Genomic DNA, 21,284 nt, shown 5'->3' with positions numbered 1-21,284 from the left:
CAAGGTGTTGCCACCTGTTGCCCGCGCGGGGCAGCAACAACTGGCAATTCCTTTACGGACGTCGATGTGTCGGCGTACCCATCTCGTAACTCTTCGACACCTAGGGAGAACGCGATGGGTTTGAGACGAACGCGTGCGGTGGTGGCGCTGGCTGGTGCGGCCGTGCTGACGGCAGCCCTCGGCGCCTGCGGTGGTGACGACTCCGGTGACGGCGGCGGCAAGACCCTCAACGTGCTGATCGGCGCCAACACGCAGTACCCGGCGGAACAGCAGGCCTGGCAGAAGTCCATCAGCGAGAAGTTCAAGGCGCAGACCGGCGCCGAGGTGAAGTTCGAGACGTTCGCCAGCGCGAGCGACGAGCTGACGAAGATCCAGACCTCGGTGGTCGCCGGCAGCGGCCCGGACGTGTACGCGATCGGCACGACCCTGACCCCGACGGCGTACTCGACCAAGGCGTTCGTGACCCTGGGCGACGAGGAGTGGAAGAAGATCGGCGGCCGGGAGAAGTTCGTCCCGTCGTCGCTGGGCATCTCCGGGCCGGACGAGAAGAACCAGATCGGCATCCCGTGGGTGGGCCGGCCGTTCGTCATGGTCTACAACACCGAGCTGCTGAAGGCGGCCGGCATCGACAAACCCGCAACGACCTGGGACGAGCTGACCGCGCAGGCGAAGCAGCTGACCAAGGGAGACCAGTACGGCCTCGCGGTGGCCTACAAGGACAACTTCGACCCGTGGAAGTTCATCTGGGGCATGTCGGTGCAGGCGGGCAACCCCATCGTCGACGGCAAGACGGCACGCATCACCGATCCCGCGACCAAGAAGGCGTACCAGACGTTCTTCGGCTGGATCGGCACCGACAAGGTGGTGGATCCCGCGGCTGTCGGCTGGACGAACTCGCAGGCGCTGGCCGCGTTCGCCAAGGGCAAGACCGGTTACTTCGCGCTGACCTCGGCGCTGGCCGCCAAGGCCCTCGATGACGGCGCGGTCAAGGGCAAGTGGGCGTTCACGCTGCTGCCGACCGTCCCGCCGGGCGCGACGACCCGCCCCGCGAACGGCGTGGAGGCCGCGAGCATCCTCTCCGGTGACAACCTGCTGGTCGCGGACTACTCCAAGAACAAGGACCTGGCGTTCCAGTTCGTCAAGCTGATCACCGATCAGGAGGCGCAGCTCGACATCTACAAGGCCCTGGGACAGCTGCCCGCGAACGCCGCGGCCGCGCAGACCCTGACGGCGGACCCGAAGCTGAAGGCGGTCGTCGAGGCACAAGGCAAGTCGGTGGCGACACCGTTCAGCGGGGCCTGGGCCGACGTCCAGCTGGCGCTGACCAACGCGGTGGTCCAGTCGATCCCGGACCTGGCCGGTGGTTCGATGACCGACGCGAAGATCGACGAACGCCTCGCCGCGGCGCAGAAGGCCGCACAGTCCTCGCTGGACCGGGTGAAGTAGCCCGTCATGGCCGACGACCGGACGGCAACACCGACACTGGGCGAGCCGGCCCCCGCCGAACCCGCAGGCGACGGGCCGGCCCCGGACAGCACCGGGCGGCGGCGCCGCGGCGTCACCGAGCGGCAGCGCCCCCTGTGGCTGCTCGCACCGGGCGGACTGCTGATGACTCTCGTCATCGGTCTCCCGCTCCTGGTGGCGGTGTACATCGCGCTGATCGACCTGGACCAGTACACGCTGCGCCGGTGGCTCCAGGCGCCGTTCGTCGGCCTGGACAACTTCGTCGAGGCGTTCGAGTCGGGGCTGCTGCACTCGATCTGGATCAGCGTGTCGTTCGCCGTCATCGCGACCGTCGCGACCGTCCCGCTGGGGGTGGCGGCCGCGGTCGTCACCCAGAACGCCTACCGTGGCCGCGCCTTCGTGCGGGCGGTCTTCCTGATCCCGTACGTGCTGCCGTCGTTCGTCGTGGCGACCGTGTGGCGGACCATGCTGCAGCCCGACGGCATCGTCAACACGACACTGGAGAAGGTGGGTGTCTCCGGCGGGCTGTGGCTCAGCGGGCCGAAGTCGTACTGGACGCTGATCCTGGTGGAGATCTGGGCGGCCTGGCCGTTCATCTACCTGATGGCCCTGGCGGCACTGCAGAGCGTCGACAACGAGGTCCACGAGGCGTCCGCCATCGACGGCGCGGACTGGTGGCCGAAGCTGACGCGCGTGATCCTGCCGTACCTGCGGGGGCCGGTGCTGCTGGCCTGCCTACTGGCCACCCTCAACCACATCAACAACTTCACGCTGCCGTTCGTGCTCTTCGGTGCGCCCGCACCGGACGACGTCAACGTCATGCCGATGGTCGTCTACGTCACGAGCTTCCAGAGCCTGCGCTTCGGGCTCAGCGCGGCGATGGCGATCGTGTCCCTGCTGCTGATCGCCGTTCCGCTCTTCGCCTATCTGCGGGCGGTCCGGCTGGACGTGCACGAGGAAGGAGGCCGGAGATGACGGCCGCCGTCGAGTCCCACCGGCTCCTGCCCCGGCCCCTGCTGGTGATCATCACCGTCGCGTTGTGCGCCGCGGTGCTGGTCCCGGTCCTCTACATCCTGCTCGCCTCGCTGAACACCGATGTCGGTGTCGCCGAGGGGCAGTTCTGGCCGGGCTCGTTCTCCGGGGAGAGCTACACGAAGATCTGGACCACGGCCGATCTGACCACCGGCATCGGCAACAGCCTACTGGTGTGCGGGCTCGTGGCGGTCGCGTCGGCGCTGCTCGGCACGATCACCGCGTACGTGCTCGTGCGGTACACGTTCTTCGGGCGGCTCACGATCCTGCGGGGTCTGGTCGGCCTGCAGAGTGTGCCCGGCACGCTGATGCTGCTGCCGGTGTTCGTGCTGTTCTCGTCGGCGGGCAACTACCTCGGCCTGACCGTGATCGGCACCCGGTGGGGACTGTTCCTCGCGTACCTGACCTTCGCCCTGCCGTTCTCGACCTGGGTGATGGTCACCTACCTGCGCGGGCTGCCGCGGGAGCTGGAGGAGGCGGCACGCACGGACGGCGCCTCCACCCTGGTGATCCTGTTCCGGATCATCGTCCCGCTGAGCCTGCCGGCGATCGTGGTGTCGGGCATCTTCGCGTTCCTGCTCGGCTGGAACGACGTGCTCTTCGCCTCGGTGCTGACCCGGCCCGAGACGCACACGGCTGCGGTTGCCCTGCAGATCTTCGGCACCACGCAGGAGGGTGGCGCCCTGCCGGTGTACTCGCAGATGATGGCGGCGGCGCTGATCTGCGCCGCACCCGTCGTGCTGCTGTACCTGGTGTTCCAGCGTTATCTGGTCGGCGGCCTGACCGCCGGAGGCGTCAAGTGACCAGAGCTGCCCTCATCGGCTGCGGGGACGTGTCGGTCGTGCACCTGGAGGCGATCGCCGAGCTCCCCGGCGTCGAGCTCGCCGGTGTCTGCGACACCGATCCCGGCCGGGCCCGGGCCGCTTCAGAACGGTACGGCGTCCCGGCGTTCACCGATCACCACGAGCTCCTGACCGCCGTACGCCCGGAGGTCGTGCACGTCACCACCCCGCACCACCAGCACGTCGATGTGGCGATCGACTGCCTCGACGCCGGCGCCGGCATCCTCGTCGAGAAACCCGTCGCCCACACCGTCGAGGAGGCCGACCGGCTCGTCGCGGCCACCCGGTCCCGTCCCGAGCTGCGGGCCGGCATCTGCCTGCAGAACAGGTACAACACGACGAGCCGGGCCGCGCACGACCTGCTGGCGTCCGGGGAGCTGGGCACGGTCCTCGGCGCCTCGGCCACCGTGCTGTGGCACCGCGAGGCGGCGTACTACGCGGCCCGTCCGTGGCGCGGCCAGGTCCGCAACAGCGGCGGCGGTGTCCTGATCAACCAGGCGATCCACACGCTCGACCTGCTGCAATGGCTGCTCGGGGACGTCGTCGGCGTCCGCGGCCACAGCGGCCGCTACCTGCTGAAGGACATCGACGTCGAGGACACCGCGCACGCGGTGCTCGAGCACGCCGGCGGCGCCCGGAGCACCTTCTTCGCCACGGTCACGCACGTCACCGACTCGCCGGTCACCATCGAGATCGTCACCGAACGCGCCGTGCTGCTGATCCGCGGCGACCTGACCGTCACGTACGCGGACGGGCGTGTCGAGACGGTCGCCGAACGGCCGCCCGGCAGCGGTGGACGCGCGTACTGGGGAGCGTCGCACGAGCTGCTCATCGCCGACTTCTACCGGACCCTGGCCGGACCGGCACCGTTCTGGATCTCACCGCAGGAGGGGGCCGGGTCGCTGCGCCTGGTCCACCGGATCTACCACCAGCCCCGCTGACGCACGAAAGGACACCGCCGATGTGGACCCTGTCCGGATTCATCGACGAGATCTCGCCGGACTTCACCGAGCAGTGCCGCACCGCCGCGGACCTGGGCCTGAAGTACGTGGAGCTGCGCAGCGCCTGGGAGGTCAACATCCTCGACCTCGAGCCCGCGCGGCTCGGCGTGATGAAGGAGACGCTGGAGGCGTACGACCTGGAGGTGTCCAGCATCGGGTCGCCGATCGGCAAGATCTTCATCGACGAGGACTTCCCGGCGCACCTCGACCGGATGCGGCACGCCGCGGACGTCGCGCACCTCTTCGGTGCGCCGTACATCAGGATCTTCTCCTTTTTTCTGCGCCCGGGGGCAGATCCGGCCGCGCACCGCGACGAGGTGATCCGGCGGATGCGCGCGCTGGCCCGGGTCGCGGAGGAGTCCGACCTCGTCCTGCTGCACGAGAACGAGAAGGAGATCTACGGCGACGTGCCGAGCCGATGCCTGGACATCGTGCGGTCGGTCGACTCCCCGCACCTGCGGCTCGCCTGGGACCCGGCGAACTTCGTCCAGGTCGGCGTCCAGCCTTACTCCGAGGGGTACGCCGTGCTGCGCCCGCACGTCGAGTACATCCAGATCAAGGACGCGCGCGCCGCCGACGGCAGTGTCGTACCGGCGGGTGAGGGTGACGGCGAGGTCGCCCGCACGATGCGCGCTCTGCACCACGACGGCTTCGACGGGTTCTTCTCCCTCGAACCGCACCTGAGCGCCGGGACCGCCGCCGGCGGCTTCTCCGGCCCGGACCTGTTCCGCACCGCGTGGCAGGCCTTCACCGACCTGCTCAAGGCCGAGGGGATCGAGTACGCATGAGCACCATCCGCAGGATCGCCGTGGTCGGCGCCGGGGTCATCGGCACGCACCACGGGCTCGTCATCAGTCAGCTGGCGGACCGGGCCGAGCTGGTGGCCGTGGCCGACGTCGAGCTCGGCCGGGCCGAACGCCTCGCCACCGAGCGTGGTGGCCGGGCCTTCACCACGCTGAGCGAGGCGCTGGCCGCCGTGGACGTCGACATCGTCGTGGTCTGCACCCCGACCGGCCGGCACGCCGAGGTGGCGATCGAGGCCCTCGCCGCCGGCAAGCACGTCATCGTCGAGAAGCCGGCCGACATCACCGTCGAACGCACCGACGACATCATCGAGGCCCGGGACAAGGCGGGCACCCTGATCACCGTCATCTCGCAGCACCGTTTCGACCCGGCCACCGAGACGACCCTGGCGGCCATCGCGAACGGCGAGCTGGGCCGGGTCACCTCCGGCATCGCCTCGATCGACTGGTGGCGCGGGCAGACGTACTACGACTCCGGCGACTGGCGTGGCACCTGGGCCCTCGACGGCGGCGGTGCGCTGATGAACCAGGGTGTGCACACCGTCGACCTGCTGGTGGCGGCGCTGGGCCGGCCCGTGGAGGTGTTCGCCTACACCGGCACGCTGGCGCACGAACGGATCGAGGTCGAGGACGTCGCGACGGGTGTCGTACGGTTCGAGAGCGGCGCGCTGGGTGTCCTGCACGCCACGACGGCCGCGTACCCGGGGCTGAGCGCGCGGTTGCAGGTCCACGGTGACCGGGGCTCGGCGGTGATCGACAACGACCAGCTGTCGTTCCTGCACACCACCGCACCCGGTGCCGAGCCCGACGACCGGCTGATGGGCGTCACCGCGCAGCGGGAGATGCCGACCGCCGGCAGCAACCCCGGGATGCTCTCCGACGCGCACCGCCTGCAGTACCTCAACTTCCTCGGCGCCCTCGACGGCACCGAGGAGCTGCGGGTCGACCTGGAGACCAACCGCCGGTCGATCGCGGTGATCACCGGCGCCTACGAGTCCGCGCGGACGGGGAAGCCGGTGGCCCTGTGAACCGCATCGCTGCCAACCCGATCCCGTACTGGAGCCGGGCGGGCAAGACCCGTGAGGTGTTCGACGAGGCGTTCCGCGACTTCCAGGAGATCGGCTTCACCGCGGTCAAGGCGGACGTCCCCGACGGCATGACCCCGTCCGAGTACGCCGGGTGGATCGCGGGTTACGGCCTCGCGCCCGCGCTCAGCCTCTTCAGCTCACCGTTCGACGAGACCGTCGAGCTGGCCGAGGAGATCGAGCGGGCCAAGGTCTTCGCGGCCGGCCAGGTGGCGCTCGGGCTCGACCGTACGATGATCTCCTCGATGGCCGTGCCCGCCCGGATGGCGCAACCGGCGGTCGGAGCCGATTTTGACGCCGGCCGGCTGGACCGGGCGATCGACAACTGCGGCACGGTCTGCCGGGTTCTGCAGGCCGAAGGGCTGCGGCCGCTGCACCACTCGCACGTCGGCGGCGTCTTCGAGACCGAGGACGAGATCGTCCGGCTGCTCGACGACCTCGGCGCCGGCGTGATCGGCTTCGGGCCCGACACCGGCCACCTGCGCTGGGCCGGGATCGACCCGGCCCCGTTCATCACCCGGTACGCCGACCGGCTCGGCGGCATCCACCTCAAGGACTGCTTCCCCGACTACCTGAGCCCCGCGAGCCGCCACGGAATGAGCTACCACGAGGTGCAGGCGACCAAGCGGCTGTGGGCCGAGCCCGGTCGTGGTGTGATCGACCTCGACGCCGTGCTGGCGGCCGTCCCGGCCGGTTACGACGGCGACTTCATGATCGAGGTGGACGAGCCCAGCATGGACTCGAAGAAGGAGTCCCACCGGATCTCCCTCGAGTGGGCCAAGGGGGCACTCTCATGAGCGCACGCATCGGCGGCGCCGACCGCATCCTCACCGAGGACGAGGTCCGGCAGTTCGTCACCGACCAGCTCGGAGGCCTCGACCTCGACGGTCGCAGCGTCTGCGTCCTGGTCCCCGACGGTACGCGTGTCTGCCCGCTCCCCCTGCTCGTCGGCGCGGTCCACGGGGCCCTGCACGGCCGGGTGTCCCGCCTCACCGTGCTGATCGCCCTGGGCACCCACGCGCCGATGAACGACGAGGCGCTGGCGGTGCACCTCGGCTACGCCGGGCGTGAGCTGGGAGAGATCTATCCGGGCACGACTGTCCTCAACCACGAGTGGTGGCTGCCGGAGACGTTCGCGCACCTCGGCACCGTCCCCTCGGCCCGGCTCGAGGAGCTGTCCGAGGGCCGGATGAGCGGCGACGTGGAGGTCCTGCTCAACCGGGCCGTCGTCGACCACGACGTCGCGCTGGTCGTGGGCCCGGTGCTGCCGCACGAGGTGGTGGGCATGTCCGGCGGCAACAAGTACTTCTTCCCCGGCGTCGCCGGCCAGCGGATCATCGACGTGTCGCACTGGCTGGGCGCGCTGATCACCTCCGCGGAGATCATCGGGACCACCGATCTGACCCCGGTGCGCGCGCTGATCAACGACGGCGCGGCCCTGATCCCCGCCGACACGTACGCCCTGTGCGTCGTGACCGCCGAACCGGCCGGGCTGCACTCGGTGTCCTTCGGCGACTGCATCTCGTCGTGGGAGAGCGCGGCCGAGATCAGCGCCGCCACGCACGTCACCTACCTCGACGCCCCCGTACGCCGGGTCCTCTCGCTGATCCCGGCCATGTACGACGAGATCTGGACCGGCGCCAAGGGGTTCTACAAGGTGGAGCCCGTGGTGGCCGACGGCGGCGAGGTCATCCTCTACGCCCCGCACATCACCGAGATCGCCACCAGCCACCCGCAGATCCACGAGATCGGCTACCACTGCCGCGACTACTTCGTGAAGCAGTGGGACACCTTCAGCGGCATCCACTGGGGTGTGCTCGCCCACTCCACGCACCTGCGCGGCGCCGGCACGTACGACGCGGCGACCGGCGAGGAGCGGCTGCGGGTGAACGTCACCCTGGCCACCGGCATCCCCGAGGAAGTCTGCCGGTCGGTCAACCTGGGCTATCGCGACCCGGGGACGATCGACGTCGCGGCCTTCGAGGCGGATCCCGACACGCTCGTCGTGCCGCGCGCCGGGGAGGTCCTCTTCCGTCTGCACTGACCGGTCGACTGCCGGATGACCAGCCGGACGGGCAGCACCAGCGGCGCGCCCCGGGAGCGGGCACCCTGGGCGACCGCGATGCAGTTCTGCACGCCGGTGAAGCCCATGCGGTAGAGCGGCGAGGCGATCGTGGTCAGGGCCGGCTCGACCAGCTCGTCGAAGATGATGTTGTCGAAGCCGACCACGCTGACCTCGTCCGGCACGGCGACACCGAGCTTGCGCAGGCCCTTCATCACACCGATGGCCACCGCGTCGTTGTACGCCAGCACCGCGGTCGCCCCGGCCTGCGCCACCCGCCGGGCCGCGCTCAGACCGGCCAGGACGGTGGGCTCGTTCGGGCCGATGCGCCGCACCTCGAGCTCCAGCTCGGCCGCGGCCTCGCGCAACGCCCGCCAGCGCATGCCGTCCGACCAGCTGGTCTCCGGACCGGCGACGTAGAAGATCCGCTCGTGGCCCAGCGACCCGAGGTGCTCCGCGGCCCGCCGGATGCCGCGGTCGATGTCGTTCACCACGCAGCTCGCCTCGGGGATGATCCGGTTGAGCAGGACCACCGGCTTCTGCTTGATCACCATGCGCAGGGACGAGTCGGTCATCCGCGAGCTGGCGATGACGATGCCGTCGACCTGCTCCAGCTCCCGCTCGATGGTCTGCCGCTCGACCTCCGGCGACTCGTTCGTGTGGGAGAGGATCAGCTGGTAACCGGCCTCCCGGGCGGCCTCGTAACCACCCTTGATGATCTCGCCGTAGAACGGGTTGGTGACGTCGGCGATGACCAGCGCGATCGACTCCTGCGCGATCCGGTCGCCGGGACGCTGACCGCCGCCCCGGCCGGTGCGGTACCCGAGGCGTTCGGCCGCCTCGAAGATCTTCTGCGCGGTCTCGGCGTTGACCCGGCCCGGCCGCGCGTAGGCCCGGGACACGGTGGAGGCCGCCACCCCCGCTTCCAGGGCGACGTCGTAGATCGTCGGGCGCCGATCCATGTCCCGCATGTTACGTGCTGTTTGCCGAAGTGGGACCCCACCGCGGCCGGTGAGGACAGTACGCAGGGCTGAGATCACCTAGGGTGAGATATCGCCAGGTTCTGCGAGACAGCACACGGACCGGCCCCGCGGCGGCCCCGAGGGTGGAGTGAGTTGCGTAGGATTCCGGCCGCACGCCTGCACCCGAGATGATCCGAGGAGCACGATGCCGTTAACGCCGGCCGACATCCACAACATGGCCTTCAAGAAGCCGCCGATAGGGAAGCGCGGGTACGACGAGGAAGAGGTCGACGCCTTCCTGGACGAGCTCGAGCAGGAGCTGATCCGTCTCCTCGAGGAGAACAACGCCCTGCACGGCCAGGTCCAGCGCGGCGGCGCCGGTGGCCCGTCCGGCCCGGCTCCCTCGTCGATGGCCCTCAACGCCGAGTTCTCCGACCTCAGCGCCCAGCTGGAGCGCATGCAGGAGGCCCGCGCCCGGGCCGAGCAGAACGCCCGCAGCATCCAGGCCCGCCTCGAGCAGGCCCGCAACGCCACCCCGGCCGCCCCGGTGTCCTCGCCCGACAGCGACGACCGCAACGCGCGGGTCCTGATGATGGCGCAGCGCACGGCCGACGACCACATGCGCGACGCGCGGATGGAGTCGGACGCCCTGCTCAACGACGCCCGGGACAAGTCCGACCAGATCACCAGCGACGCCCAGCTCAAGGCCGGGACGATCGAGGGTGACGCCCGTCGCAACCACAGTGAGGCGATGAACAGCCTGGGCACCAAGCGCGCGGCGCTGCTGGACGAGATCGAGCGGCTCGGACAGCTCGCGCAGAGTTACCAGTCCGCGCTGAACAGCCACCTGACGCAGCAGCTGCAGGATCTCGACAGCGTCTCGTCCTCGACCTGAGACCGTGCACCATGGTTGAGAGCTCCGGTGCATCGCCACCCGCGATCGACAGCACGGTCCCGCACACCGCGCGCATCTGGAACTACTGGCTCGGCGGCAAGGACAACTTCGCCGCCGACCGCGCCGTCGGTGATCAGGTCCAGCGGTTCCTGCCCGACATCGTGACCTCGGCGCGGGCCGACCGCGCGTTCCTCCAGCGCGCCGTCCGCGTCCTGGTCGGTGCCGGCATCCGTCAGTTCCTCGACATCGGTACGGGTCTGCCCACCGCGAACAACACCCACGAGGTGGCGCAGGCGCTCGCACCCGACAGCCGGATCGTCTACGCCGACAACGACCCGATGGTGCTCGCGTACGCCCGGGCGTTGCTGACCAGCACCGACGAGGGCGCGACCGACTATCTCGACGCGGACGCCCGGGACACCACCGCCATCCTGGACGGTGCGGCGAGGACACTCGACCTGACGCAGCCGGTCGCCGTCATGCTGCTCGGCGTCCTCAACTTCGTGGGCGACGACGACGAGGCCCGCGCCGTCGTCCGGAACGTCATGGCGGCCGTGCCGTCCGGCAGCTATCTGGCGCTCGCGCACCCGACCACGGAGATCCGGCCGGAGGAGTCGGCGGTCGCGGCCCGCCAGTGGAACGAGACCGCCAAGCCGCCGATCACCCTGCGGAGCAAGGCCGGCCTCCTGGAGTACTTCGAGGGTCTCGACCTCCTGGAGCCGGGGGTGGTGACCTGCACGAAGTGGCGTCCCGAGCCCGGCGACCCGACCGCCGGCACCGACGTCTACCAGTTCTGCGGGCTCGCCCGGAAGCCCTGAAACAGGTCCACCCGGCGGGTCTGATCAGGCCTGCTCGAGTGCCTCCTCGGCGCGTTCCGGGCTGCCCTCGGCCAGACCACGGTCGATGCTCCGACGGTAGGCGAGCCACAGCACGGCCCCGGCGACCAGCACAGCGCCCTCGGTGACGGTGAGCGCCCAGATGATGCCCGGCAGCCCGAACCAGAGGTTGCCGAGGAGCACCACCGGGATGAAAAGGACACCCTGGGTCACCGACATCACGGTCGCCGCCATCGCCAGGCCGGCCGCCTGGAAGAGCGACGTGATCAGACCCGTGAAGCCGTTCGCGATCATCGCCACCAGCTGCGCCGTCATGATGGTGACGCCGATCGAGAGGACCGAGGGATCCGCCACGAAGGCGGAGAACAGCTGCTCCCGGAAGACGAACACCACCACCGAGAAGATCAGCGCGATGCCACCGACCGTGACCGCCGAGCCCCGCAGCGCCGCCGCGAGACGGCCGCCGTCCCCCTTGCCGTACGAGTAGGCGAGCAGCGGCAGGACACCGAACGTGACCCCCATGATCAGGAACTCCGGCACCTGGGCGATGCGGACCGCAACACCCATCGCCGCCAGCGGTCCGTCACCGTAGGCCGCCGCGAGGTTGTTGAGCACCAGCGACGTGACGATCAGGAAGGCCGACTGGAGCAGCGTGCCGACACCGACACCGAGCACGGGCTTGAGCACGGCCGGCGACAGCGTGAACCAGCGCGGCGCGAGCCTGATGTGCTCGCTGTTGCGCTGCAGCCAGAAGGCGAAGTAGCCGATGACGACCAGGTTCGCGAGACCGGTCGCCAGCGCCGCGCCGGCGACACCCCAGTGCAGGACCAGGATGAACAGCACGTCGAGGACGAGGTTCGCCACGGTCGAGGCGATCAGACCGATCATCACCTGCCGGGCGGCACCCTCGGCCCGGACGAGCTGCTCGAGACACACCGACGCGGCGAGCACCGGGACGAAGGCCAGCATGACGCCGACAAAGGCGTTCGTCGCGGGCACGGCGGCGGCATCCGCGCCGAGCAGCGCCACCAGCGGGTGCAGCAGGAGCAGGCCGGCACCGCCGATCACCACCCCGACCAGCACCGAACCCCAGAAGGCGAACGACGAGACGTGCTTGATCTCCCCGGCCCGCGCCGGGTCGTGCTCCGCCGCGCCGAGCAGCCGCGACACGAGCGCGCCGCCACCGACACCGAAGACGTTGCCGACCGCCATGACCAGTCCGAGGATCGGGGCACCCAGGGTGACCGCGGCCAGCAGCGCGGTGTCGTGCAGCGAGCCGATGAAACCCGCGTTGATCAGGTTGTAGACGGCGCCGACGATCATCGCAGCGGCCATCGGCAAACAGAGGTGCACAAGGGCACGGGTGATCGGGGCGGCCGAGAGGTACCAGCGGTTGGTGCCGACGGCCGCGGCTGTCGCCGGGTTGTCCAGGTTCGCAGTGCTCATGACTGCTCCTTCGTGTGGGCAGGACCGAGCGCACGACGGCATCCACCGGCGCGTCCGGGCAGGTTCGAGGGCACGCCGACGGTGTCCGCAGGCGCGTTCAAGGCGGGATTCGGGGCACGCCGACGCTCTCCGTGGGCGCGTTCAAGGCAGGTTCGAGCACGCGCCGCGGTTGCGGGCGCGTTCATGGCAGGGTCGAGCGTGCGCCGCGGTCGGCGCGCCTCCAGGCAGGGTCGAGCGCGCGCCGCGGTTGCCGGCGCGTTCATGGCAGGGTCAGGCGCGCGCCGCGGTTGGAGGCGCTTTCAGGCAGGGTCGGGCGTGCGCCGGTGTCGCCGGCGCGTTCCGGGCTGGTGGGTTACCGGGACGGTTGCGGGAGCTGCGCGGTGATCTTGTTCAGGAGGGTCTGCAGGGTGGCCCGCTCGGTCTCGTCCAGCGGGGCCAGGATCGTCTCGTCGGCGGCGGCCATCGCCGACTCGAACCCGGCGATGAGCTCGGCGCCGGCCGCTGTCGCGTGGACGCGTTTGCTGCGCTCGTTGCCGGGCTCGGTGCGGCGTTCGACCAGGTCACGGCGCTCGAGGCCCTGGAGCAGGCTGGAGACGCTCGCGGCGCTGGTGCGGCTGACCTCGGCGATGTCGCGCTGGATCGCACCAGGGTTCCGCACCAGATAGCCCAGCACGAAGGCCTGCTCGTGACTGAGCTCGCGGGCGCGGATCCAGTCCTCCCCGGCCTTGCGCTGCGCCCACCCGATCCAGCGGACCAGTTCGAGTGCGGTGGTCATCCTCGGTGCTTCCATGGTCAGAACACTAACCGTTAGAGCCCTAACTGTCAACGCTCAAACTGTCAGGGGTCGACGATCCCGGTGCGCACCGCGTGCAGAGCGGCCTGAGTGCGGTCCTGCACACCGAGCTTGGTCAGGATCGCGCTGACGTGGGTCTTCACCGTCTTCTCGGCCAGGCCGAGCTCGCGGGCGATCTCCCGGTTGGCCCGGCCACGCGCGATCGCGGCCAGCACCTCGTGCTCGCGAGCGGTCAGCCGCGTCTCGGTCCGGCGCTGCTCCCCCTGCGCCAGCATCCGCGCCATGTCGGGATCGAGTAGGACGTGACCCGCATGCACCGCGCGGATCGCCGAGGCCAGCGCGGGCGGGTCGATGTCCTTGGAGACACAACCGTGCGCACCGGCCCGCAGCGCGGGCAGCACCGTCGCCGGCTCGGTGAAGCTCGTGATGATCAGGACCCGGGCCGGGTTGCCGGAGGCGCGCAGCCCGCGCAGCGCCGTCAGCCCGTCCGATCCGGGCATCCACAGATCGAGCAGAACCACGTCCGGGCGCAGCTCCTCCGCCACGGCCACCGCCGTCGTCCCGTCGGCCGCCTCGCCCACGACGCTCAGGTCGTCCTGCAGGTCCAGGAACGTGCGCAGACCCTGCCGCACCACCGGATGATCGTCGACCACCAGCACCCGGATCGGCTCACTCAAGGGGCACCTCCAGACGCACGGTGGTGCCCTCTCCCGGCCGCGACAGCACGTCGAGCCGGCCGCCCGCGCCCCGGGCCCGCTCGCGCATCGAGGCCAGGCCGAACTGACGCGACGCCTCCCGCGGGTCGAAACCCCGGCCGTCGTCGCCGACCTCGAGCACCACCGAGCCGCCGGCGGCCCGCAGCGTCACGGTCACCACCCCGGGCCCGGCGTGCCGCAAGGCGTTGTGCAACGCCTCCTGGGCGATCCTGAACGCCGCTTCCTCGCGGACGGCCGGCAGGCGTGGCACCGCAGCGCCGGCAAAACGGACCGCGGGCGCATGGACACGGTCGAGCAGGTCGGCCTGTTTGCGCAGCGCCACGTCGAGGCCGTCCCCCGCCAGCTCGGCCGGGCGCAGACCCACCACGATCGCGCGCAACTCCTCGGTGGCCTCGGCGGCCAGGCGGCGGACGGTGTCGAGCTCCGCGAGCGCCCTCGTGGCATCCCGGGTGACGAGGGTCGCCGCGGCGTCGGCGGTCAGCCGGAGACTGAACAGCTTCTGGGCCACCGCGTCGTGCAGCTCCCGGGCGATGCGGTTGCGCTCGGCCACGATGGACAGTTCGCGACTCTGCTCGTACAGCCGGGCGTTGACCAGGGCGATCGCCGCGTGGGCGGCGAGCAGGCGCAGCAGCTCCTCGTCATCGGCGGTGAAACCGCCCGGCCTGGTCTTGTTGGCCAGGAAGATGCTGCCGAGGATCTCGTCGCCGTGCAGGATCGGCACGCCGAGGAAGTCGGTCAGCTCCGGATGGGCGGCGGGCCACCAGCCGAACCGCGGATGCGACCGCACGTCGGTCAGCCGGACCGGCTCCGGGTCGCGCAGCATCGCCCCGAGCAGGCCGTGCCGGCGTGGGAGCGGGCCGATCGCCCGCCACTGCTCGTCGCTGATGCCGTCGGTCAGGAACTCCGCGAAGGTGTCCGCCGGACCGGGCACACCCAGAGCGGCATATCGAGCATCGAGCAGGCGGCGGGCCGACGCGACGATCGTCTGCAGGACGTCGCGGACCGACAGGCGGGCGGTGACGGCGAGCACGGCCTCACTCACCTCCCGGAGCTCGGCGCGGTCGCAGGCGGTCATGGGATGAACCGTACTCAGCCCGGGCCCGGGCGGGATCGGACCAAGGGCGTAGTTCCATGGTCTGACGCCGGGTGAGTCTCCAGGCTGATGGCAAAGAACCCGGACGGCCCTAGCGTCGGCGGCATGAGATCCGACAACCCAGTAGCGATCATCACCGGGGCGTCCCGGGGGCTCGGCCTTGCCCTCACCGCCGGTCTGGCCGGCGCCGGCTGGCGGCTGGTCGTCGACGCCCGCGGCGCCGCGGACCTGACCGCCGCGATCGCGGAGCTCGGCGCCGGGGACCGCGTCGTCGCCATACCCGGGGACGTCACCGACGCCGCGCACCGCCGGGCGCTGATCGAGGCGGCCGACCGGCTCGGCGGGCCCGACCTGCTGGTCAACAACGCCGGCATCCTCGGACCGAGCCCGCTGCCGTCACTCGCCGATCACCCGCTCGACGCGTTCCGGGAGGTTCACGAGGTCAACGTCGTCGCGCCGCTGGCTTTGATCCAGCTCGCCCTGCCCGCACTGCGGTCCAGGGACGGCGCGATCGTGACCGTCACCTCCGACGCGGCGGTCGAGGCGTACCCGGGCTGGGGCGGGTACGCCTCGGCCAAGGCCGCCGCCGAGCAGGTCACCAGCGTGCTGTCCGTCGAGGAGCCGACCCTGCGTGTGTGGTCGGTCGACCCGGGTGATCTGCGCACCCGCATGCACCAGGAGGCGTTCCCGGGCACCGACATCAGCGACCGGCCACTGCCGGAGACGGTGGTTCCAGCCTTCCTGAAGCTGCTCGCCGACGCACCGCCGTCGGGGCGGTTCCGCCTCGCCGACCTGCTCACCGGGGCCAGCCGATGATGATCGACTTCGCGCTGCCACCGGCGCTGGAGGCCGACCGGCCGCCGCCCGCGCGCGACGGTGTGCGGATGCTGGTCGGCGAGCGATCGAGCGGCCGGGTCACGCATCACCGGTTCACCGACCTACCGGACCTGTTGAGGCCCGGCGACGTCCTGGTGGTCAACACCTCGGCCACGCTGCCCGCGGCGGTGCCGGTGACCGACAGCCCGCTGACCGTCCACTTCTCGACCGAGTGCGACGACGGCTCCTGGCTCGTCGAGCTGCGCCGCAACCGCGGCAAGGCCACCGAACCGTTCCCCGAGGGCTCCAGCGGCCGGCGTTATCCGCTTCCCGGCGGCGGGGCAGTCGTCCTGGGGGAGCCGTGGTCGGCCGGACGCCTGTGGCGGGCCGAGGTCGTGACCGGCGGCGCCCGCTCCGTGCAGGCCTTCCTGTACGCCCACGGCCGACCCATCCGGTACGGCTATGTGCGGCGGAGGTGGCCACTGGCGGCGTACCAGACGGTTTTCGGGGTCAGTCCCGGCAGCGCCGAGATGCCGAGTGCGGGGCGGCCGTTCACCGACGTGCTGGTCACCCGGCTCGTCACCGCGGGCGTTCTGTTCGCCCCCGTGCTGCTGCACACCGGTGTGGCGTCGCCGGAGGCGCACGAGCGGCCGTACCCGGAAAGATTTGTGGTGCCCCCGGCCAGCAGACGGCTGGTCGCGCGGGCCCGGGCCGACGGTGGCCGGATCATCGCGGTCGGCACGACCGCGGTCCGGGCGCTGGAGACCGCCTGGGACGGCCCGGCGCAGGGCTGGACCGAGCTCGTGATCACCCCGGACCGTGGCTTGCGCGCGGTCGACGGGCTGCTCACCGGCTTTCACGAGCCGCGTGCTTCACACCTCGACATGCTGGCGGCCGTCGCGGGGACACCGCTGCTCGAACGCTGTTACGCGGAGGCGCTCGACGCCCGCTACCTGTGGCACGAGTTCGGCGACGTCAACCTGCTCCTGCCGTGACACCGTGCTCAGAGCAGGACCGCGACCATCAGCAGGAGCAGCGGGAGCCCAGCGGCGAAGAGCCCGAGCCGGACCACGGCCGGGTCGGAGAGGATCTCCCGCAGCGGGCCCGCGCCCCGAACGCTCGTGTGGCTTGCCATCGTCGTGTCTCCCTCGTGTCGTCAGCGGCCGGTGCCGCGATGAGGACGACTATGTCGCCCGGACGGCCGGTGCCGCATCGACGCTCAGCGGGGTTTCGAGCAGCGCGGATCTACAACTTTTGGCAGAGAGATGACATCATTGTTGTCATGTCACAGCGCCGCGGAGTCGCGCTCTACGAGGTCCTCCGGCACGTCCGGCCGCTCGTGCTCAACTCGGCGCGGGTGGTCGAGGCGACCCTGCGCCCCCAAGGGCTGACCGTCGGCATGCGAGCCGTACTGGAGGTCCTCACCGAGCACGGCCCGGCCACGGCGCCGGCGCTCGGCGAGCTCCTGGACCTGCCCCGGCAGGGTGTCCAGCGGCACGTCAACGACCTGATCGACCGAGGCCACGCCGAGAGGAGGGTGAACCCGGCCCACCGGCGTTCGGTCCTGATCGCCCTCACCCCCACGGGCACCGCGGTGATCACCAAGATCCGCGACGACGAACTGCACCGGCTCGCCGCACTGGCACCGGAGTGCACCCTGGCGGAGATCACCACCGCCGCCAAGGTCCTCGGTGCTCTCAGCCGTGACGTCCGCCGCCAGTCATGACTTCCGACGTCTTCGGCCTGACCAGCGCCAACCGCCGCATGATCGCCGACTTCCTGGAGACGCTCGACGACGACCAGTGGGCCGCACCCACGCTGTGCGAGGGCTGGACCGTGCACCACCTGGCCGCCCACCTGGTCCAGCCGATGCTGGTCGGCTTCGGACGGTTCTTCCTCACCGCGCTGCGCTACCGCGGTGACACCGCCCGGACCGTCGACCACTTCACCCGGCGGCTCGCCGCACGGCCCCGCGCGGAGCTGATCGCCCTCCTGCGCGAGCACGCCGCCGACCGGGTCGATCCGCCGCGTGTCGGACCGTTCGGCCCCTTCGCCGAGACCTGCATCCACCTGCGCGACATCGCGCGCCCGCTGGGGCTGGCGGCGGACGTGCCGGCCGAGCACTGGCGCCTCCTGCTCGACCATCTGACCTCACCCGGCGTGGCCCCGGCCCTCGTGCCGCCCGGCCGACTCGACGGCCTCCGGCTCGAAGCCACCGCCTTCCTCACCGACTCGGGCCCCAACACCGGCTCGGGCCCCAACACCAACTCCGACCACAACACCAGCCCTGGTCACGGCACCGGCTGGGGTCCGGGTGCCGGCGCCCTGATCAGCGGGCCGCTCGAGGCGTTGGGCCTGGCTGTCACGGGACGTCGGGCCGCCTTGGCCGACCTGCACGGCCCCGGCCTCGCCACCCTCCAGGCCCGGCTGTGAACCGCGGTCCAGCAGCAACGACACCCAGGTCCACCCGGCCTGCCCCGACCACTGAGCAGCTCTCCCCGTACCCGAGAAGGTTTCGGTGAGGCTGCGAAGGCCGCTACCGATCGGGCCCAGGCCTCGTTGCCGACCGGCAACCTGTTTGAAGCTGGGGCCGGCCACGTCCACCGGCTGTCCGGGCTCCCGGCCCGGACCGGCAGGATGATCGGATGAACAGACGCCGGCGCCGCCTTCTGATCACCCTCGGCGTCGTCCTGCTGACCACCGCGGGGCTCTTCACCGCGAACAGCTCCGCGTTGTGGGGCGACGACGACGGCCGCCCTCTACTCCTCGCTCACCGGGGCATCGCGCAGACCTTCCCGCTCGACGGAGTGGACAACAACACCTGTACGGCCGCGCGCATCCACCCGCCGGATCACGCGTACCTGGAGAACACCCTCGCGTCGATGCGGGCGGCGTTCGAGGCCGGTGCGGACATGCTGGAGTTCGACGTGCAGGTCACCGCCGACGATCGCCTGGTGGTGTTCCACGACTCCACGCTGGAGTGCCGGACCGACGGCTCCGGCCGGATCCGCGACCACACCCTCGCGGAGCTGCGGCGGCTCGACCTCGGCCACGGGTACACCGCGGACGGCGGTGCCACGTACCCGTTGCGGGGTAAGGGATCCGGTCTGCTGGTGACCGTCGAGGAGGTGGTTGCCGCTTTCCCGGACCGGGAGCTGCTCATCGACCTCAAGAACGACGAGGCGGACGAGGGTGAACGCCTGGCCGCCTACCTCGCCACCCTGCCCGCGGAGCGGCTCGCCACCATCGGCGTCTACGGCGGCGACGCGCCGGTCGAGGTTGTCAGGAGCCGCCTTCCGCAGGTGCGCGCCACCTCACGGAAGATCATGAAGTCCTGCCTGACCGGGTACCTCGCGCTCGGCTGGAGCGGCCACGTCCCCGGCGCCTGCCGGCACACCGAGCTGCATCTGCCGGAACGCTACGGCCGCCTCATGTGGGGCTGGCCGCTCCTCTTCGCCGACCGCATGCGCGAGGCGGACACCCGCGTGATCCTCGTGGCCGGTGACGGGCCCTGGTCGGCCGGGTTCGACCGGCCTGAGGACCTCGAGACGATGCCCGCGGGCTGGTCCGGGTGGCTCTGGACCAACCGCACCGACCGGATCTCCCCCGTCCTGCGTCCGTGACCGCCAGAAAATCTCCCGTACGCGGGGCAACCGGACCGTGGCGCACCCTGTCTAGTACGGGTGAGAGCTCAAGCCGGCAGAGGGAGCGTCCGTGGTCACGGACATCGAGACCGAGTTGCAGTCGTTCGTCGAGGCGAGATATCTGCACCTGCGCCGCACTGCCTACCTGCTGTGCGGTGACTGGCACCGGGCCGAGGACCTGGTGCAGACCGCCCTGGCCAAGGTGGTCGTCGCGGCGCGGCGCCGCACGATCGACAGCCTCGACGCGTACGCCCGGACGGTTCTGACCAGGGTCTACCTCGACCATCGGCGCCGCCATCCGTGGCAGCGCGAGCGCCCGCTGGCGGAGCTGCACGAACAACCGGTGGCCGACGGCGACCGGGCACTCTCCCTGACAGTCCTCGCCGCTCTCCGCGCGTTGCCGCCCCGGCAGCGTGCGGCGGTGGTGCTGCGCTATTGGGAGGACCGGAGCACGGAGGAGACGGCGGAGGCACTGGGCGTCTCCACCGGCACCGTCAAGAGCCAGTGCGCGAAGGCCATGGCCACGCTGCGCGGATCCCTCGCCGGGGTCCGGCCGGAGCTGTCGCTGAACGGAGGAGGCGGAAAATGACCGGAGAGCACCACCTCAGGGATCTGCTGGAGCACGCGACCACCCACGAGCCACCGCCCGGGGCGGGAACGGCCGAGGTGTTCAGCCGGGCCCGTTCGATCCAGCGGCGGCGGCGCGCCGGGGTCGGACTCGCTGGTGCGGCCACGCTGGGCGTGCTGGTGGCCGCCGGAGTGACCTGGTCCGGGCCTGCGGCCACCCCCGAGCCGACCGACGGCGTGGCCCCGGCGACGGCGGCGCCCGCCGGCACACCGTCGGCACAGGCCCGGACGCCCCTCACGGCGACAACGGCTCTCGACACCCTGCGGACGTTGCTGCCGAAGGGCAGCCGGGTCAGCAACGAGGTGGCCCGTAAGGGGTTCGCGAGTCTGGTGGTCAAGGACGCCGGTGGCCGCACCACCGTCGAGGTGAACGTCGATCCTGAGTTCTCCACCGACGCGGGGAAGGCCTCTCCGGCGGATCTCCTCGACCGGTACGACTGCGCCAAGCGGACGGATCCGCAGGGCACCGAGTGCACCGCGGCGACCCGGGACGACAGGACGCGGATCGTGTCCATCGACGGTCCGGCCGACGAGCCGGGCGCCTCGGAAATCGTCCGGCGGCAGGTGGACGTGCTCGGGCCTGACGGGCAGCGGGTGGTCGTCACCGTCTGGAACGCCGTGGACGTCTCCTCCGGCGAGGTGACGCGGCCGGCGCCCGCGCTGACCGGTGCGCAGCTTCAGGAGATCGCCACGAGCAAGCGGTGGAACACGGCACCGACCGGCGAGGGCGGCGCCCCGAACTAGATCGCCACTATCGGACGAAAGTGGCGATCCACTAATCGTCCGGTCCAATGTGGATCTATGGTGGCCGCTTTCTGAGATCAACAACTCGCCGGGTGACCGAATAGCAGGACAGTGTCAAAAGATTTACCGAAGCCGCTCCACACACCGTGTGTATTTGACGCCGTCGAATCAGCGTTCACAAGGCTGTGACATGCGGCATTCAGCGCGTTACCCGGTTTTGCATGATCGATGAGCATTACACGCCGTGACCGGACTGCCGGGAATGCATTTCTTCCGCGCCGGAAGGGACAGCGAAGAGATTGGCCGACAACTATGCTCGCCTTTGGATTGATCCAATGATCGGGAACCGTGCCGACCTTTGATCACAGTCAGCCGGTCCTGATCACAGTCAGGTGGGTGGCCGCGGCGGCCAGGCCGCGACCA

The 21,284-nt window shown here is 70.7% G+C and carries 23 protein-coding genes; 17 read left to right on the top strand and 6 right to left on the bottom strand.

Annotated elements, in window-relative coordinates:
* The first annotated feature begins 114 nt into the window (after positions 1 to 114).
* The 8 genes from AFR_RS16990 to AFR_RS16955 are packed head-to-tail and all read left to right on the top strand — an operon-like array spanning position 115 to position 8,271.
* Entirely contained in the window at positions 115 to 1,446 is a 1,332-nt protein-coding gene (locus tag AFR_RS16990; protein WP_041840925.1) for an ABC transporter substrate-binding protein, read from the top strand.
* Positions 1,447 to 1,452: 6 nt separating this feature from the next.
* Positions 1,453 to 2,439 (top strand): carbohydrate ABC transporter permease, encoded by a 987-nt coding sequence (locus tag AFR_RS16985; protein WP_023361770.1) that lies wholly within the window; start codon positions 1,453 to 1,455, stop codon positions 2,437 to 2,439.
* Positions 2,436 to 3,299 carry a carbohydrate ABC transporter permease gene (locus AFR_RS16980; RefSeq protein WP_023361768.1) on the top strand — a complete coding sequence of 288 codons (864 nt, stop codon included), beginning with the start codon at positions 2,436 to 2,438 and terminating at the stop codon, positions 3,297 to 3,299. Before AFR_RS16985 ends, AFR_RS16980 begins: the two co-directional genes overlap by 4 nt.
* On the top strand, positions 3,296 to 4,279 hold the full coding sequence (locus AFR_RS16975) for a Gfo/Idh/MocA family protein (RefSeq protein ID WP_023361766.1): 984 nt from the start codon (positions 3,296 to 3,298) through the stop codon (positions 4,277 to 4,279). Before AFR_RS16980 ends, AFR_RS16975 begins: the two co-directional genes overlap by 4 nt.
* Positions 4,280 to 4,299: 20 nt before the next feature.
* The gene (locus AFR_RS16970; protein ID WP_023361763.1) at positions 4,300 to 5,127 is read left to right on the top strand and encodes a sugar phosphate isomerase/epimerase family protein; all 828 of its coding nucleotides are present in this window, start codon (positions 4,300 to 4,302) and stop codon (positions 5,125 to 5,127) included.
* The gene (locus tag AFR_RS16965; RefSeq protein ID WP_023361761.1) at positions 5,124 to 6,170 is read left to right on the top strand and encodes a Gfo/Idh/MocA family protein; all 1,047 of its coding nucleotides are present in this window, start codon (positions 5,124 to 5,126) and stop codon (positions 6,168 to 6,170) included. Before AFR_RS16970 ends, AFR_RS16965 begins: the two co-directional genes overlap by 4 nt.
* Positions 6,167 to 7,024: a sugar phosphate isomerase/epimerase family protein gene (locus AFR_RS16960; RefSeq protein WP_023361759.1), complete on the top strand. Its 858-nt coding sequence runs from the start codon at positions 6,167 to 6,169 to the stop codon at positions 7,022 to 7,024. The genes AFR_RS16965 and AFR_RS16960 overlap by 4 nt, the downstream gene beginning before the upstream one ends.
* Entirely contained in the window at positions 7,021 to 8,271 is a 1,251-nt protein-coding gene (locus tag AFR_RS16955; RefSeq protein ID WP_023361757.1) for a lactate racemase domain-containing protein, read from the top strand. The genes AFR_RS16960 and AFR_RS16955 overlap by 4 nt, the downstream gene beginning before the upstream one ends.
* Here the strand turns inward: AFR_RS16955 and AFR_RS16950 are convergent.
* On the bottom strand, positions 8,172 to 9,251 hold the full coding sequence (locus AFR_RS16950) for a LacI family DNA-binding transcriptional regulator (protein ID WP_023361755.1): 1,080 nt from the start codon (positions 9,249 to 9,251) through the stop codon (positions 8,172 to 8,174). The genes AFR_RS16955 and AFR_RS16950 overlap by 100 nt on opposite strands.
* A 205-nt stretch (positions 9,252 to 9,456) precedes the next feature.
* On the opposite strand from AFR_RS16950, the gene AFR_RS16945 reads away from it, so the two are divergent.
* Both AFR_RS16945 and AFR_RS16940 read left to right on the top strand, forming a co-directional pair.
* Entirely contained in the window at positions 9,457 to 10,146 is a 690-nt protein-coding gene (locus AFR_RS16945) for a DivIVA domain-containing protein (protein WP_023361753.1), read from the top strand.
* Between the two features lie 11 nt (positions 10,147 to 10,157).
* Positions 10,158 to 10,964 carry an SAM-dependent methyltransferase gene (locus AFR_RS16940; RefSeq protein WP_023361751.1) on the top strand — a complete coding sequence of 269 codons (807 nt, stop codon included), beginning with the start codon at positions 10,158 to 10,160 and terminating at the stop codon, positions 10,962 to 10,964.
* A 24-nt stretch (positions 10,965 to 10,988) separates the two neighbouring features.
* On the opposite strand, the gene AFR_RS16935 is transcribed toward AFR_RS16940, so the two are convergent.
* The 4 genes from AFR_RS16935 to AFR_RS16920 all read right to left on the bottom strand — a co-directional run bounded on the left by AFR_RS16935 (position 10,989) and on the right by AFR_RS16920 (position 15,012).
* Positions 10,989 to 12,428 carry an MATE family efflux transporter gene (locus AFR_RS16935; RefSeq protein WP_023361749.1) on the bottom strand — a complete coding sequence of 480 codons (1,440 nt, stop codon included), beginning with the start codon at positions 12,426 to 12,428 and terminating at the stop codon, positions 10,989 to 10,991.
* Positions 12,429 to 12,780: 352 nt separating this feature from the next.
* Positions 12,781 to 13,218, bottom strand: a complete 438-nt coding sequence (locus tag AFR_RS16930) for a MarR family winged helix-turn-helix transcriptional regulator (RefSeq protein ID WP_041840924.1) — start codon at positions 13,216 to 13,218, stop codon at positions 12,781 to 12,783.
* A 47-nt stretch (positions 13,219 to 13,265) separates the two neighbouring features.
* Positions 13,266 to 13,898 (bottom strand): response regulator, encoded by a 633-nt coding sequence (locus AFR_RS16925; protein WP_023361745.1) that lies wholly within the window; start codon positions 13,896 to 13,898, stop codon positions 13,266 to 13,268.
* On the bottom strand, positions 13,891 to 15,012 hold the full coding sequence (locus tag AFR_RS16920) for a GAF domain-containing sensor histidine kinase (RefSeq protein WP_023361743.1): 1,122 nt from the start codon (positions 15,010 to 15,012) through the stop codon (positions 13,891 to 13,893). Before AFR_RS16920 ends, AFR_RS16925 begins: the two co-directional genes overlap by 8 nt.
* 123 nt (positions 15,013 to 15,135) lie before the next feature.
* Between AFR_RS16920 and AFR_RS16915 the strand changes: the two genes are divergently transcribed.
* A complete protein-coding gene (locus AFR_RS16915; protein WP_023361741.1) occupies positions 15,136 to 15,846 on the top strand; it encodes an SDR family NAD(P)-dependent oxidoreductase in 711 nt (236 codons plus the stop codon).
* Positions 15,843 to 16,841, top strand: coding sequence for an S-adenosylmethionine:tRNA ribosyltransferase-isomerase (locus tag AFR_RS16910; protein ID WP_041840923.1), 999 nt, complete (start codon positions 15,843 to 15,845; stop codon positions 16,839 to 16,841). The genes AFR_RS16915 and AFR_RS16910 overlap by 4 nt, the downstream gene beginning before the upstream one ends.
* A gap of 8 nt (positions 16,842 to 16,849) precedes the next feature.
* Here AFR_RS16910 and AFR_RS48400 read toward each other — a convergent pair whose 3' ends face one another.
* A complete protein-coding gene (locus AFR_RS48400) occupies positions 16,850 to 16,981 on the bottom strand; it encodes a hypothetical protein (protein WP_274519519.1) in 132 nt (43 codons plus the stop codon).
* A 147-nt stretch (positions 16,982 to 17,128) separates the two neighbouring features.
* Here AFR_RS48400 and AFR_RS16905 point away from each other — a divergent pair, with 147 nt between their 5' ends.
* The 5 genes from AFR_RS16905 (at position 17,129) to AFR_RS16885 (ending at position 20,861) form a co-directional block, all read left to right on the top strand.
* Entirely contained in the window at positions 17,129 to 17,572 is a 444-nt protein-coding gene (locus AFR_RS16905; RefSeq protein WP_023361737.1) for a MarR family winged helix-turn-helix transcriptional regulator, read from the top strand.
* Positions 17,569 to 18,279, top strand: coding sequence for a maleylpyruvate isomerase family mycothiol-dependent enzyme (locus tag AFR_RS16900; RefSeq protein ID WP_023361735.1), 711 nt, complete (start codon positions 17,569 to 17,571; stop codon positions 18,277 to 18,279). The genes AFR_RS16905 and AFR_RS16900 overlap by 4 nt, the downstream gene beginning before the upstream one ends.
* A 212-nt stretch (positions 18,280 to 18,491) precedes the next feature.
* Positions 18,492 to 19,469 carry a glycerophosphodiester phosphodiesterase family protein gene (locus AFR_RS16895; RefSeq protein ID WP_023361733.1) on the top strand — a complete coding sequence of 326 codons (978 nt, stop codon included), beginning with the start codon at positions 18,492 to 18,494 and terminating at the stop codon, positions 19,467 to 19,469.
* 91 nt (positions 19,470 to 19,560) lie between these two features.
* A complete protein-coding gene (locus tag AFR_RS16890; RefSeq protein WP_023361731.1) occupies positions 19,561 to 20,079 on the top strand; it encodes a SigE family RNA polymerase sigma factor in 519 nt (172 codons plus the stop codon).
* Positions 20,076 to 20,861: a hypothetical protein gene (locus AFR_RS16885; protein WP_023361729.1), complete on the top strand. Its 786-nt coding sequence runs from the start codon at positions 20,076 to 20,078 to the stop codon at positions 20,859 to 20,861. Before AFR_RS16890 ends, AFR_RS16885 begins: the two co-directional genes overlap by 4 nt.
* Positions 20,862 to 21,284: the final 423 nt, after the last annotated feature.

This window comes from Amorphoplanes friuliensis DSM 7358, assembly GCF_000494755.1.
Taxonomy (GTDB): domain Bacteria; phylum Actinomycetota; class Actinomycetes; order Mycobacteriales; family Micromonosporaceae; genus Actinoplanes; species Actinoplanes friuliensis.
This window is presented reverse-complemented; position numbering and strand designations above follow the sequence as displayed.